Annotated in this window: 11 protein-coding genes; 5 read left to right on the top strand and 6 right to left on the bottom strand. The window is 33.8% G+C overall.

What is annotated here, in order from left to right; all coding sequences use genetic code 11:
* Window positions 1-20: 20 nt before the first annotated feature.
* From B0A57_RS10125 to B0A57_RS10135, 3 genes are read right to left on the bottom strand one after another with little or no spacing between them, the layout of a single operon-like run.
* The gene (locus tag B0A57_RS10125; RefSeq protein ID WP_034099545.1) at window positions 21-1,163 is read right to left on the bottom strand and encodes an efflux RND transporter periplasmic adaptor subunit; all 1,143 of its coding nucleotides are present in this window, start codon (window positions 1,161-1,163) and stop codon (window positions 21-23) included.
* An 18-nt stretch (window positions 1,164-1,181) separates the two neighbouring features.
* The gene (locus B0A57_RS10130; protein ID WP_011964491.1) at window positions 1,182-2,525 is read right to left on the bottom strand and encodes a TolC family protein; all 1,344 of its coding nucleotides are present in this window, start codon (window positions 2,523-2,525) and stop codon (window positions 1,182-1,184) included.
* A 10-nt stretch (window positions 2,526-2,535) separates the two neighbouring features.
* Window positions 2,536-3,129, bottom strand: coding sequence for a TetR/AcrR family transcriptional regulator (locus B0A57_RS10135; RefSeq protein WP_011964492.1), 594 nt, complete (start codon window positions 3,127-3,129; stop codon window positions 2,536-2,538).
* A gap of 221 nt (window positions 3,130-3,350) precedes the next feature.
* Between B0A57_RS10135 and B0A57_RS10140 the strand changes: the two genes are divergently transcribed.
* The gene (locus B0A57_RS10140; protein ID WP_011964493.1) at window positions 3,351-4,325 is read left to right on the top strand and encodes a polyprenyl synthetase family protein; all 975 of its coding nucleotides are present in this window, start codon (window positions 3,351-3,353) and stop codon (window positions 4,323-4,325) included.
* Window positions 4,326-4,392: 67 nt separating this feature from the next.
* Complete coding sequence (locus B0A57_RS10145) at window positions 4,393-4,746, top strand: hypothetical protein (RefSeq protein ID WP_034099547.1); 354 nt, start codon at window positions 4,393-4,395, stop codon at window positions 4,744-4,746.
* On the opposite strand, the gene B0A57_RS10150 is transcribed toward B0A57_RS10145, so the two are convergent.
* A complete protein-coding gene (locus B0A57_RS10150) occupies window positions 4,743-5,288 on the bottom strand; it encodes a hypothetical protein (protein ID WP_034099586.1) in 546 nt (181 codons plus the stop codon). The two genes, B0A57_RS10145 and B0A57_RS10150, sit on opposite strands and share 4 nt — an antisense overlap.
* Window positions 5,289-5,399: 111 nt before the next feature.
* On the opposite strand from B0A57_RS10150, the gene B0A57_RS10155 reads away from it, so the two are divergent.
* The 3 genes from B0A57_RS10155 (at window position 5,400) to B0A57_RS10165 (ending at window position 10,854) form a co-directional block, all read left to right on the top strand.
* Window positions 5,400-8,171, top strand: a complete 2,772-nt coding sequence (locus B0A57_RS10155) for a 2-oxoglutarate dehydrogenase E1 component (RefSeq protein WP_011964496.1) — start codon at window positions 5,400-5,402, stop codon at window positions 8,169-8,171.
* Between the two features lie 174 nt (window positions 8,172-8,345).
* Window positions 8,346-9,557: a 2-oxoglutarate dehydrogenase complex dihydrolipoyllysine-residue succinyltransferase gene (odhB, locus tag B0A57_RS10160; RefSeq protein WP_011964497.1), complete on the top strand. Its 1,212-nt coding sequence runs from the start codon at window positions 8,346-8,348 to the stop codon at window positions 9,555-9,557.
* An 85-nt stretch (window positions 9,558-9,642) separates the two neighbouring features.
* A complete protein-coding gene (locus tag B0A57_RS10165) occupies window positions 9,643-10,854 on the top strand; it encodes a TCR/Tet family MFS transporter (protein WP_034099549.1) in 1,212 nt (403 codons plus the stop codon).
* Window positions 10,855-11,422: 568 nt separating this feature from the next.
* On the opposite strand, the gene B0A57_RS10170 is transcribed toward B0A57_RS10165, so the two are convergent.
* Both B0A57_RS10170 and B0A57_RS10175 read right to left on the bottom strand, forming a co-directional pair.
* Entirely contained in the window at window positions 11,423-13,297 is a 1,875-nt protein-coding gene (locus tag B0A57_RS10170) for an OmpA family protein (RefSeq protein WP_011964499.1), read from the bottom strand.
* 17 nt (window positions 13,298-13,314) lie between these two features.
* Window positions 13,315-14,232 carry a PorP/SprF family type IX secretion system membrane protein gene (locus B0A57_RS10175; RefSeq protein WP_011964500.1) on the bottom strand — a complete coding sequence of 306 codons (918 nt, stop codon included), beginning with the start codon at window positions 14,230-14,232 and terminating at the stop codon, window positions 13,315-13,317.
* Window positions 14,233-14,244: the final 12 nt, after the last annotated feature.

The following is a 14,244-nucleotide window of genomic DNA, read 5'->3' on the forward strand; positions in this document are numbered from 1 at the left end:
TTAAACCTTCTAAACTTCCTTTAAAAATTAAGTTTCGTTCCTTCTTGAATCGTGTTAATTCCTTCGGTAATAATTATATCGGTTGCTTTTATACCTGATAAAATCTCGGTAACATTTTCTGATGATTGTCCGGTTGTTACCACTACTTTTTTAGCAATTCCAGTTTTTCCGTTCACGTTATTTGCGATGTAAACAAATTTTGTTCCGTCGCCGTTTGCTTGTATCGTGTTTGTTGGAACCACAATTGCATTTTTCTTAGTATAATCGATAATTTGAAGTTTTGCAACTTGGTTAGGACGCAATAAATTTCCTGGATTAGGCACCCAAACTTCTATCCCGAAACTTCTGTTTGCGGGATTTATGTTGTTTCCTACCTGACGCACTTTTCCTTGGTATGTTTTTCCTAAACTTGTTAAAGAAACATTTACTAGCGAACCTACTTTTAGTTTTCCTATATATGTTTCTGGAACTTCTGTAGAAACATACATGTTAGATAAGTTTACAATTCGCATTAATCCTTGTTGAGTTATTGAAACGACTTGTCCTCGTTCTACAAAAACGGCATCTATAACTCCTGTAAATGGTGCTTTTATTAATGTTTTAGACAATTGTGCTTTCATTTGTAAAACCGCTTTTTGTAATCCAATCATTTGTGTTTGTGCTTGCAAAAACTGAATTTCTGAACCAATTTTTTGATCCCAAAGATTTTTTTGACGCTCGAAAGTTGTTCTTGCCAATGCGTATTGGTTTTCTACCGAAGCCAATTGCTGGCCCATACCGCCATCATCTGTTCTTCCTAAAATTTGTCCTTTTGCTACTCTCTGACCTGCAATAACGTTTAGCGAAACTAATGTTCCTGGCATTTCTGGCTGTATCAAAATATTTTCTTTCGTGTTTACATTTCCTTGTACTTCAAGATAATGATTAAAAACGGTGTCTTTTACTGTTAGTACAGATACTAATGCTTCTTGAGTAGTTTTAACTTCTAAAGTGGCTAATGCGGCATCTATTTTAGATATTTCGGCTTGTAGTAAGTCTCTTTTTGCTTTAATATTGGCAACATTTTTTGTTTCGATTAAAGCATCGGTTGTTACTGCTTCTTCTTTTTGCCCACATGAAAACAATAGGATTGATGCTGTAAATATTAAGATTATCTTTTTCATTTTATATAGTTGTTTGATTTATTTCTTGTTTATAATTTTCTCTAAAGAGGCTCTTTTGTTTATCACATCGACCATCGATTGCAGATAGGTTTGTTGGGCAGTATATAATTGTCGTTGGGCTTCGCTTAGATTAAAACTGGTTGACAATCCTTCTTTAAATTTAATTTGTTGTTTGGTCTCGATTCTTTCGGCAAGTTTCAAATTGTTTTTATTTGTTGCTAATTCTTCGATAGTAAATTCGTAATCGCTTCTGGCTTTCTCGAACTGAAGTTTTAGCTTTTGCTCGGTTTCTGTAAGTTTGGTTGTTGCTTGTTCTAGTGCAATTTTGGCTTGTTGCTTTTTTGCACTAGTGCCTAAGCTGCTAAATATTGGCACGTGTAAACTAACGCCAAGATTGGCAAAATTATTCCATTTCTGATCTTTCGAGAAGAAGTCAAATTTGTTTTCGAAAGCATTATAACCATAATTTAATGCTGCTCCTAAGGACGGAAGTTCTTTGCTTTTCTCATACTTTAGCAATAATCTTTTGCTTTCTTGCAGGTTTTCTCCTATTTGGTAATCGATATTATTTGTTGCTTTAAATTCTTCTTGAAGCAATAATAAATCTACATTTTTTTGTGTTAAATCCTCTAATTTTTCGGTCAATATTAATTCGTTATCCAAATTAATCCCTAAAATAAGTTTCAACATATTTAGAGCAATTGTTTTCTGGCGCTTTACATTTGCCAAAGCACTGTTTACAGAAGCTAACGTTATTTGCAATTGTTCTACATTTTCTTCTTCGATCAGGCCATTTTTAAAAATTTGTTTGGTATCTGATAGTGTTTTTTCGAGAATAACTTTGTTCTTTTCGAAGATCGAAATGCTTTCGTCAGCAAGAAGTACGTTCCCGTAAGAATTAATAACGATTTCTTTAACTTCTTGATTGGTTTTTAGCTTGGCATTTTCGGATATTTTTAAATATACCTTTGCCGATTGTAATCCTACTAAATAAGAACCATCAAAAATTAACTGGCTTAATGTTACCCCAGCATTTGCACTATGTTTTGTGCCAAAAGCAATAGTAGAAACCGAACCTGGAGCACCACCAAAGGCACCACCGCCTGTAACCCCTTGCTTTGTATATTGCAAATTATTTAAGTAACTAACAGTTCCGTTTATTTGTGGCAAACCTATTGTAGTTGTTTCCCATTTTTTTTCTTTTGCCACCTCTATATCTCTACTGGCATTTATTGCAGAATAGTTGTTTTGAGTTGCATGTGCTATTGCTTGTTGCAAAGTAAAAGAATAGCTTTGCTTTTTTTCTTGAGCTTGCAAAATTGATGCAAACAAAAACAATGTTAATATTAATTTATTTTTCATAGATAGATGGTTATATTAGGTTTGACAATTGTTTTTCTAGCTCTTTAATTCCTTCTACTGTTGCAAGTGCTCTGGTATGGTATTCTAAAGCGTCTAATTCTAGTTTTAATGCTTCACTTTCTTGCTGCGTTGTTTCATTTATTGAAAAAATTAAGGTATAATAAAATTTTACATACGCCTGAACATCTATATTTTTTCGGTATAAATTTTGGCTAATTCCTTTATAAATATTTTGTGTAAACAACTCGTTACAATCTTCCATTTCATTCACCATCATTTTTTCATAAATTTCGGGGTAATGTTTTTTTAGCTGATAAGCTGGCGAATGATCGAAAGACTGAAACATCTCTTTAAACATTTTTCGCATCTCAAAATTTTCTTCAATTGCATTATAGTCTTTTGCAACAACCTGATTAATAAGCGCATGAATGTTTTGATGAATTACCTCTGTGCCTTCTTCAATAAGCGTTTCTTTGTTACTAAAATACTTATAAATTGTTTTTTTAGAAATACACATTTCGCAAGCAATATCATCCATAGTTACGCTCTTAAATCCTATCTTTAAGAACATATCTGTTGCTTTTTTGATGATTTTATCTTTCATTTCATATTTAATTTCGATGCAAACATAAGAAGGAAACTTTAAACACCAAAATAGTTTCCTGAGTATTTTTTTAAATTTAACATAAGCCACTTAGCCGTTTAGAAAAAGTTTAGAAGTTTAGGTTGGAATAATAAAAAAATATACTTTTGCTTTAGTATAAATTTATGCGTTTTTAAGACCAAACAGTCTGAGCACATAATTTTTTTAAACTTTTCAAAAAAATGCACACAATTTCTCACTATCAAGAACTCATTTCAGATTATTTTTCGGAATTGCATTTAACAAAAGAACCTAAAAATCTTTACAATCCAATTGATTATATTTTGTCTCTTGGCGGAAAACGAATGCGCCCGATACTAACATTAATGGCAACCGAAGTTTTTGATGTAGATTGCAAAAAATCATTGGCAGCAGCCACAGCTATAGAGATTTTTCATAATTTTTCTTTAGTACACGACGATATCATGGACGATGCACCATTGCGCCGTGGTAACGAAACGGTTCACGAAAAATGGAATATTAATACCGGCATTTTGTCTGGAGATGCCATGCTAATTTTAGCCTACCAGCATTTTGAAGAATACGAACCCAAAATATTTAGAGATTTAGCAAAATTATTTAGCAAAACTGCTCTCGAAGTTTGTGAAGGACAACAATATGATGTAGATTTCGAAACGCGAGACGATGTGATTATCGCCGAATATCTAAAAATGATCGAATATAAAACAGCTGTTTTAGTTGGTGCCGCCATGAAAATGGGAGCAATTGTTGCTCAAACTTCTACTGAAAATGCCAATTTGATTTATGATTTCGGACTAAATCTAGGTATTGCCTTCCAATTGCAAGATGATTATCTCGATGCTTTTGGAAATCCAGAAACCTTCGGAAAACAAGTAGGTGGCGACATTATCGAAAACAAAAAAACATACCTATACCTCAAAGCAATAGAGTTTTCTCAACCCCAAGAAAAAGAACAATTACTACATTTATTCTCTATTCAACCCAATGACAGTTCGGATAAAATTATTTCTGTAAAAGAAATTTTTAACAAAACAAAAGCTTCAGAAGCAACACAAAAAGCAATTCAAGACTATACTTTCAAAGCTTTTGAAACACTAGAAAAAATGAATATTTCTAATAACAAAAAAACAATACTACGAACTTTTGGCGAGAACCTAATGAGTAGAAACGTATAAGAATGGCAAAAATTAAACTGCATTTATTCTTGACATTATAATCGATTTTGTAATTGAATTTAAAAAAATGAATTTTATAACTCCCATATCGACAGATTTATTACTTTTTGAAGCAACAAGCGAGAATTTATATCTAAAATTGATCGAACAAATTAATAAAGATTTCAATTTAGCCAACGAAGCAATAGATCTTCCAATGAGTACTTTGCCCGAGGAACTTAAAATTCAGTTACACGAAAAAATATATCGATTAATACAATACAAATTTGCCGAATATCTCAATTTACTTTATATTATTGATGTTCCCGAAGACCAAATAAAAAAATTAGACGGTTCAGATATTTCAGAATTGTCTGCCCAAGTAGCATTTCTAATCCTAAAACGAGAATGGATGAAGGTTTGGTTTAGAAATAAATACTAAAAATAAAACCTAATAAACGGCATAAAAGCATCGTTGTACACATTGTCGCTTGCATGATACAAAACATTATAACGAGCACCAATAGTTACATTATTTGCTCTGTAGCCTGCGCCTAGAAACAGTCCCGTATTCCAGAAATCTCTCGAAGAAACCCGAAAAGAAGACTCGAAAGTAGTATTTACCCTAAGCTCTTCTAACTCGACCGAAAGCTGAATTTGTTCTATTGGATGAATCAAACCTATCAAACTACCACCATAAATAAACGAATCATAATTGCTTTTTACAGAAACATAACTCCCTTGCAGACCAACACCCAAAGAAAAATAATCATTTATATTATAAATAGCACTCGGAGCAATTGCAATATTAGTAAAACCACCACCTACATTAAGACCCAAACCACCACCTATTTGCACTTTTTTCCAAAATTCACTTTTGCTTCTAACATTATTAAAATCCTGCGAAAAACCACTCAAACTAACCGAAAATACAACTAAAAGCAACTGTTTTTTTGAAACTTTTTTTAGCCTTTTTAAAATCATAAGATAAATGTCTAAATTATTCACCATAAAAGTATGAAAAAACAGAATGTATTTGTTACAAATGTTATATTTTTGTAACATATTTAATATAATGTTCATTTAACAAATAATATGGATAGGTTTTCATTTTTAAACGCAGCTCACACAGAATTTTTCGCACAATTATACGACCAATATCTCGAAAATCCAGATAGTATCGAGCCTTCTTGGAGGAGTTTCTTTCAGGGTTTCGATTTTGGAATGACAACTTATAGCGAAGAAAACGCAGCAAATCAGATGGCGAATATCGCTACAACAAATGTAGATAACGGTCAAGTTTCAGATAAAATTCTAAAAGAATTTAATGTATTGAAACTAATAGATGGTTATAGAACTCGTGGGCATTTATTTACCCAAACCAACCCTGTTCGTGAGCGAAGACATTACACGCCAACATTAGAACTGTCAGATTTTGGTCTTACCGATTCCGATTTGAATACTGTCTTCGATGCAGCAAAAATAATTGGACACCAGCCATCAACCTTACAAGAAATAATTATTCACCTCAAAAACGTATATTGCCAACATATTGGTATCGAATATATGTATATGAGAAATCCTGAAATCATTCAATGGGTTCAGAACAAAATAAACACAAACGACAATCAGCCTAATTTTGATAACAATCAGAAAAAAATTATCCTCGAAAAACTAAATGAAGCTGTTTCGTTCGAAAACTTTTTACATACTAAATATGTAGGTCAAAAACGATTTTCATTAGAAGGAGGAGAAACTATAATTGCTGGTTTAGACGCTCTTATAGAAGCCGCCGCTGATAAAGGTGTCGAAAAATTTGTAATGGGAATGGCACACCGTGGCCGTTTAAACGTTTTAGCAAATATTTTTAAAAAATCAACACAAGATATCTTCTCGGAATTTGACGGAAAAGATTACGACCAAGAATATTTCGATGGTGATGTAAAATACCATTTGGGTTTAACCTCCGATAGGAAAACACGATCAGGAAAAAACATCAATATCAATTTAGCCCCAAACCCTTCACACCTAGAAACTGTTGGAGCTGTTATTGAAGGAATTACTCGTGCCAAACAAGACAAATATTTTCCTAACGATTTCTCGAAAGTATTGCCTATCGCCGTTCACGGTGATGCCGCAATTGCAGGACAAGGAATCCTATACGAAATTATCCAGATGGCACAACTAGACGGTTACAAAACTGGCGGAACTATTCATATAGTGATTAACAATCAAGTTGGTTTTACAACTAATTATCTTGATGCACGCTCATCAACTTATTGTACCGATATTGCAAAAGTAACACTATCACCAGTATTACACGTAAATGCAGATGATGCCGAAGCTGTTGTACACGCCATGCTTTTTGCTCTAGATTTCAGAATGCAATTTGGTCGTGACGTATTTATAGATTTATTAGGATACAGAAAATATGGTCATAACGAAGGCGACGAACCTCGTTTTACACAACCATTATTATACAAAATCATTGCAAAACACAAAAACCCACGTGATATTTATGCCGAAAAATTATTAGCACAAAACATCATCGATGGCAATTTTGTAAAAGAATTAGAAACATCATACAAACAAGATTTAGATGATAATCTAGAAGCATCACGTAAAAAATCACTCACAGTAATCACGCCATTTATGCAAAATGAATGGGAAGGATTTGTGCAGGTTTCAGATGACGTAATGCTTCAAAAAGTAAATACAAAATTTGATAAAAAAGAATTAGATTCTATCATAGAAACCATTTCGACATTGCCATCGGACAAGAAATTTATCAATAAAATTTCTAAAATTGTCAATGACAGAAAAACGATGTACGACAACAACACCATCGACTGGGGAACTGCCGAAACCTTGGCCTATGGTTCGCTACTAACAGAAGGTTACGATGTTCGTATCTCAGGACAAGATGTAGAAAGAGGAACATTCTCACACCGTCACGCCGTTGTAAAAGTAGAAGATAGCGAAGAAGAAGTTGTTTTATTAAACGATATAAAAGGGAAAAAAGGAAACTTCAATGTTTTCAATTCACACCTTTCAGAATACGGAGTCTTAGGATTCGATTACGGATATGCACTAGCAAACCCAAATGCTTTAACCATTTGGGAAGCACAATTTGGCGATTTCAGTAATGGAGCCCAAATTATGATAGACCAATACATTTCGTGCGGAGAAGACAAATGGAACAACCAAAACGGTATCGTAATGTTGTTGCCTCACGGATACGAAGGCCAAGGAGCAGAACACTCCTCAGGAAGAATGGAACGCTACTTACAACTTTGTGCACGCCATAATATGGTTGTTGCCGATTGTACAACACCCGCCAATTTCTTCCACCTACTAAGAAGACAAATGCTTACAAAATACCGCAAACCATTAATTGTGTTTACCCCAAAAAGTTTGCTTCGTGATCCTAGATGTGTCTCTACACAAGACGAAATCGCAAATGGTGAGTTTCAAGAAACTATCGATGATATTTCAGTAAATAAAACCCAGGTTAAAACATTAGTTTTCTGTACAGGAAAATTCTATTACGACATTACTGCCGAAAGAGAAAACCTACAAAGAAACGATGTTGCAGTGGTAAGAATCGAACAAATGTTCCCGTTACCAGTAGAACAATTAAAAGCAATTGTGGCAAGCTATCCAAATGCAGATGATTATGTTTGGGCACAAGAAGAACCTAAAAACATGGGAGCTTATAGTTTTATGCTAATGAATTTCGATTTCATAAAATGGAGATTGGCATCGTTAAAAGCATACGCCGCACCAGCAGCAGGAAGTTATACCAGAGCAAAACGCCGTCACGCCGATGCAATTAGAATGGTTTTCGACAAAGATTTGTTTAGATAAATTTTAGGAGCCAGTAACCTGCTTTACGCTACAAACGAAGTTCACCGAACTTCAATTAAAATAAAATGAAGTAATCTTTCCTTTTTTAAAGAAGAAAAGAATTTTTACTCCAATCAGGGCTAAAAAATAAGATACATTTAAAATATAAAATTCATCATTTAAAATAAATATACAATGATTTTAGAAATGAAAGTCCCATCACCAGGGGAATCAATCAAAGAAGTTGAAATCGCAACTTGGTTAGTAAAAGATGGCGATTATGTAGAAAAAGACCAAGCCATTGCCGAAGTCGATTCAGACAAAGCAACACTAGAATTACCCGCAGAAGCAAGTGGAATCATTACACTAAAAGCCGAAGAAGGTGATGCCGTTGCCGTTGGCGCTGTAGTTTGTCATATTGATACTGATGGCGAAAAACCATCTGGATCTGCTCCCGTTGCCGAAGCCCCAAAGGCAGAAGTAAAAGTAGAAGCTCCAAAAGTTGCTCCAGTAGCTCAAAAAACCTATGCTGCACAAACACCTTCACCTGCTGCAAGAAAGATATTAGACGAAAAAAACATACAACCATCAGATGTTGTAGGAACAGGAAAAGGCGGAAGAATTACTACCGAAGATGCTGTAAATGCAGTGCCTTCTATGGGAACGCCAACTGGTGGATCTCGTGGTTCGGAACGCACAAAACTATCTATGTTGCGCCGTAAAGTTGCCGAAAGATTAGTCGCTGCTAAAAATGAAACCGCTATGTTAACTACGTTCAACGAAGTAAACATGACACCAATAAATAACATTCGTAACCAATACAAAGACGCATTCAAAGCAAAACACAATGGTGTTGGTTTAGGTTACATGTCTTTCTTTACCAAAGCCGTAACTCGTGCTTTACAACTTTTTCCAGATGTTAACTCGATGATGGACGGAGATTATAAAGTAGCTTACGATTTTGCAGATATTTCTATCGCAGTTTCTGGACCAAAAGGATTAATGGTTCCTGTAGTTAGAAATGCAGAATTATTAACTTTTCGTGGTGTTGAAGCCGAAATTAAACGTTTGGCAATTCGTGCTCGTGACGGACAAATCACTGTTGATGACATGACGGGTGGAACATTTACCATTACCAATGGTGGTGTTTTTGGAAGTATGTTATCTACACCAATTATCAATCCGCCACAATCTGGAATTTTAGGAATGCACAACATTATCGAACGTCCTATTGCTGTAAATGGTCAAGTAGAAATTCACCCAATGATGTACGTAGCACTTTCTTATGATCACCGTATTATTGATGGTCGTGAGTCAGTTGGTTTCTTAGTAGCTGTAAAAGAAGCTTTAGAAAACCCATTAGAATTGCTTTTAGATAACAATCCTAAGAAAGCATTCGAATTGTAATTAAAACATAGGCTTTAAATTTATATAAAAATCCCAAATTCTAAAATTAGAATTTGGGATTTATTTTTTTTGTATTTTTACCAATATGAAACAAAACAAAAAATCTCCAGCCATTGGTTTTATTTTTATAACCATGTTAATCGACATTATTGGACTAGGAATTATCATACCTGTTATTCCTAAACTGATCAAAGAGCTAATTCATGGCGACATTAGTGAAGCCGCAAAATATGGCGGTTGGCTAATTTTTGCTTATGCAATAACTCAGTTTATATTTTCACCATTAATAGGGAATTTGAGCGATAAATATGGCAGGAGACCCATAATTCTAATTTCCTTATTTGGCTTTTCATTAGATTATTTGCTCTTAGCATTTTCGCCAACAATAACATGGCTTTTTCTAGGCAGAATAATTGCTGGAATTACTGGGGCAAGTATCACAACAGCCTCAGCATATATTGCCGATGTTAGCACGCCCGAAAACAGAGCAAAAAACTTCGGATTAATTGGAGCAGCCTTTGGATTGGGCTTTATTATTGGCCCAGTAATTGGAGGATTTCTTGGTCAATATGGTGCCAGAATTCCATTTTATGCAGCAGCAATTTTGTGTATGGTTAACTTCTTATATGGATATTTTATTCTTCCAGAATCATTAGCCAAAGAAAACAGACGAGATTTTAGTTGGAAAAGAGCCAATCCGATTGGAGCCGTTCTTAATTTAAAAAAACACCCAAATCTAATTGGATTAATTACTGCAACCTTTATTTTATATGTAGCATCGCATGCGGTTCAGAGCAATTGGAGTTATTATACAATGTACAAATTTGGCTGGAACGAAAAAATGGTGGGTATTTCTCTTGGAGTTGTAGGGCTTTTAGTGGGTATTGTACAGGGTGGCTTAATTAGATTTACAAATCCTAGGTTGGGCAATAACAAAAGTATTTTTATAGGAATGACATTGTACTGCATTGGAATGTTTTTGTTTGCATTTGCATCTGAAGGCTGGATGATGTTTGTATTTTTAGTTCCGTACTGCTTGGGAGGAATATCAGGACCCGCATTGCAATCTGTTGTTTCAGGGCAAGTACCCGCAACAGAGCAAGGAGAAATTCAGGGCACTATGACAAGCATGATGAGTGCATCATCTATTATTGGTCCGCCAATGATGTCGAGTGTTTTTTATTTTTTTACACACAAATCAGCACCTTTTCAATTTGCAGGTGCACCATTTGTTTTAGGTGGATTTTTAATGTTAGTTAGTTTGGGAATTGCTTATAAATCTTTGAAAAAAAAATAATACCTTTATTTAGCATGAAACTAGAATAATTTTTTAATTTACTGGAATAAAAAACACCCGATTTGAGTTGTGAAGCATTAGAAATCCTATGAAGCGATTAAAATTATGAGATTCCTCGTTGCTAACAAGGACAATATATGCAGCAAACATTACAGTGTTTTTAAAATTAAAACGGTATAACAAATAGCACTTATTATCAGAGAAATGATAAATCTGGATGACTTAGTAAAATATCTAATACCTTAAAACGCCTATGTTATTAAAAAGAATGAGCCCGATACAATATCGAGCTCATTTTTTTTAAAACTTATTAATGCGGCTTAATTCTTTAATTACAACATTTTTCGTTAGGGATTGAGGTAGAAATTTTTTTTGAGGTTTTCTCTGTCTCAAAAAAAGATTATTCACTATATTTTTATAAGAACCCTGTAAACTTTGTTTGCAATGTAAAACCTTACCCTTATGCTAACACCCAAATAATGAGATTTAAAAAAAGCTGTTTATTATAGCATTAAGCGATTCATACAAACTTTTGGGTGTGGGCTAATTTTAATATCTAATAAAATAATTATTTTTTTACAATCATAAATTCAGAACGTCTATTTTTTTGGTGTTCTGCTTCGGTACATTTATCACATTGTACTTTTGGCTCAGATTTTCCAAAACCTTCTCCAGTAATTCTATTTACTGCGATTCCTTTCGAAATTATATATTGCACAGTCGATTTTGCTCTACGATCAGACAAAAGCATATTGTACTTGTCGTCACCGCGTGAATCTGTATGAGATTTAGCAAAAATTACCATTTCTGGATATTTAGTCATTACTGCAACTAATTTATCTAACTCTGCTGCTCCTTCTTGTGTAATATTACTTTTATTAAAATCGAAGTTAATATCACTAAGAATCACTTCGGTCTGTGTAATAATTGGTGCCTTTGGATTTAAATCTGCATTTATTGCTACTTCTCCTCCGCTAGATTTTTCGACTTCAATTACTTCTCCAATATAGCCATTTTTATCTACATTAATAAAATACGTTTTATCACATTCTAAATGAAAATTTACTATACCCATTTCGTCTGAGATACTATTTCCTAATACGTTTAGTTTTTGGTCAACAACGGTAATGGTTGCATTAGCTAAAATAGCGCCCGTTTTTTTGTCGTGTACTGTCGTAATTAAATCTAAATTACAAACTGGTAATGCAAGATAAATATCGTCATCTCCTTGCCCGCCATCTCGATTACTAGATAAAAATGCGGTTTTCTGATCTTGATTAAAAGTAAATCCGAAATCATCTTTTTCGCTATTTACGGGTTTTCCAAGATTTACAGCTTCGGTATTTTTAGTTGTATCGAAAGCAAAAACATCTAGTCCTCCCAATCCTTTTTTTCCATTAGATGCAAAATATAAGGTGTTATTGTCTGCAATAAATGCTGATAATTCGTTCCCTTCGGTATTTACTTTGTCTCCTAAATTTTGTGGTGTTCCAAAAGTTCCATCTTCGTTTACGGCTACTTTAAATACGTCGGTTTTTCCTAATGTTCCGGGCATATCTGAAGTAAAATATAATGTTTTTCCGTCTTTACTTAATGAAGGGCTACTGGTATTGTATTCTTTAGAATTGAATGAAACTGGGCTAATATTTGTCCACTTTTCATTTTCTTTCGTTGCTTTAAAAATATACATTTTGCCTATTTTTGTTTTTTTGTCTTGAGACTTTACGAATTTTTTATCGAAGAAACTCTCACGAGAAAAATACATTGTATTACCATCTGCACTAATAGTAACTGGTCCTTCATGATAGGCTGTATTTAAATCCTCTACCAAAACAGATTTACTATTTACTTTTCCGTCTTTGAAATCTGTTTTGTAAATATCTAAAAATGGTTGGTCATTCCATTCGTAACTTTTTCGAGCAGTATTTCGAGCACTTGCAAAATAAATTACATTGTCTTTTAAGTAGGCACCAAAGTCTGAATATTTAGAATTAAATTCTAATGAACGTACATCAAACATTTTTGCTTTCCCTAATAATTTTGCTAGGTAATTACTGTCTCCACTTATGCTTTGGGCTCTTTTGTCGTTTGGTGCTAAACTTGCAAATTTGTTCATTTGCTGTGCCGCTTCATTGTATTTTGAATTGGCTTTTAGCATCTGAGCATAACGAAAATAGGTTTCGGCATCTTGCTGTTTTGTTACAGCTTGTGTGTACCATTTCTCTGCTTCAATAGAATTAAAAACATTGTAATAACAATCGCCTAGTTGCTTAAAAACATAAGTATCTGCTTTGCCTTTATCGGTTAGTTTCAAATATTCTTTAACCGCATCTACGTACTGGTAACGGTCAAAAAGTTTATCTGCTATTTTTGTATCTTTATTTTGTGCTTTTCCAGTTGTTAGCACTAGAATAAAACTTAAAGCTATATATATTTTTTTCATTTTTTCTTTCGATTATATTAGAAATAACGTGGCGATGTTGATATTTTCTTAGGGAAATTTAAATCAAATAACAAAATTGCTTCGTATGATGATGGGGTAGCAACTTTCAAATCTGACACAATATGATCGTAAGCAAAACCAGCACGAATACCGTCCGAGATTTTATAATTTACCATGGCTCCGAATGAATCTTGTAGTCTATAAGTTGCTCCTATCTCAAATTTGTTGAAAAACATAAAATTCGTAGATACATCTATTGATGTTGGTGCATTTATAGCAGATTTTATCATGAAAAATGGTTTGAATTTTAAATTTGGATTCAGGTCGAAAACATAACCTCCTGTAAAAAAATAATGCTGAATCTCTGAACCGTACTGTCTTCCATTATAATCTAAATGTGTCGATTTTAACATGTTAGGTACCGAAAATGCTACATAATATTTATTTGTATAATAAAATAAACCTGCTCCAATATTTAGATTGGCCGTAGCTGTATTTATAGAAAAAGCGCCATCGGTTGGAACGGGTAAGGATGCTCGTATTAAGCCATTATCTACTTTCAACATCGAAACTCCAGCTTTCATACCCATTGCTAATTTGTGCTCTCCACCCAAATTTAGTGTATATGAAAAATCTCCGTAAACATTAGTTTCATCAACTGGTCCAATCCTATCGGAAATCACAGAAAGTCCAGCTCCTACATTTTTGCCTACTGGCGAATGTCCTGTTGCTGTAAATGTTGTTGGTGCATCTTGTATCTCAACCCATTGCTTTCTGAATAAAAGTCCTATAGATAGATTTTCTTTAGATCCTGCGTAAGCCGGATTTATAATATTCATATTATACATATATTGTGTATAATGTGGATCTTGTTGGGCTTGAGCATCAATAAAAGCTACTAAAGCAAGAATTGACGTGAAAAATAATTTTTTCATTTTATAGTCTGT

The organism is Flavobacterium psychrophilum DSM 3660 = ATCC 49418 (assembly GCF_002217405.1).
Lineage (GTDB): Bacteria > Bacteroidota > Bacteroidia > Flavobacteriales > Flavobacteriaceae > Flavobacterium > Flavobacterium psychrophilum.

What these genes read in the sequence shown, in the direction of transcription:
- B0A57_RS10125 (WP_034099545.1), bottom strand. Translation starts at nt 1,163, where the DNA reads ATGAAAAAGATAATCTTAATATTTACAGCATCAATCCTATTGTTTTCA.
- B0A57_RS10130 (WP_011964491.1), bottom strand. Translation starts at nt 2,525, where the DNA reads ATGAAAAATAAATTAATATTAACATTGTTTTTGTTTGCATCAATTTTG.
- B0A57_RS10135 (WP_011964492.1), bottom strand. Translation starts at nt 3,129, where the DNA reads ATGAAAGATAAAATCATCAAAAAAGCAACAGATATGTTCTTAAAGATA.
- B0A57_RS10140 (WP_011964493.1), top strand. Translation starts at nt 3,351, where the DNA reads ATGCACACAATTTCTCACTATCAAGAACTCATTTCAGATTATTTTTCG.
- B0A57_RS10145 (WP_034099547.1), top strand. Translation starts at nt 4,393, where the DNA reads ATGAATTTTATAACTCCCATATCGACAGATTTATTACTTTTTGAAGCA.
- B0A57_RS10150 (WP_034099586.1), bottom strand. Translation starts at nt 5,288, where the DNA reads ATGATTTTAAAAAGGCTAAAAAAAGTTTCAAAAAAACAGTTGCTTTTA.
- B0A57_RS10155 (WP_011964496.1), top strand. Translation starts at nt 5,400, where the DNA reads ATGGATAGGTTTTCATTTTTAAACGCAGCTCACACAGAATTTTTCGCA.
- odhB (WP_011964497.1), top strand. Translation starts at nt 8,346, where the DNA reads ATGATTTTAGAAATGAAAGTCCCATCACCAGGGGAATCAATCAAAGAA.
- B0A57_RS10165 (WP_034099549.1), top strand. Translation starts at nt 9,643, where the DNA reads ATGAAACAAAACAAAAAATCTCCAGCCATTGGTTTTATTTTTATAACC.
- B0A57_RS10170 (WP_011964499.1), bottom strand. Translation starts at nt 13,297, where the DNA reads ATGAAAAAAATATATATAGCTTTAAGTTTTATTCTAGTGCTAACAACT.
- B0A57_RS10175 (WP_011964500.1), bottom strand. Translation starts at nt 14,232, where the DNA reads ATGAAAAAATTATTTTTCACGTCAATTCTTGCTTTAGTAGCTTTTATT.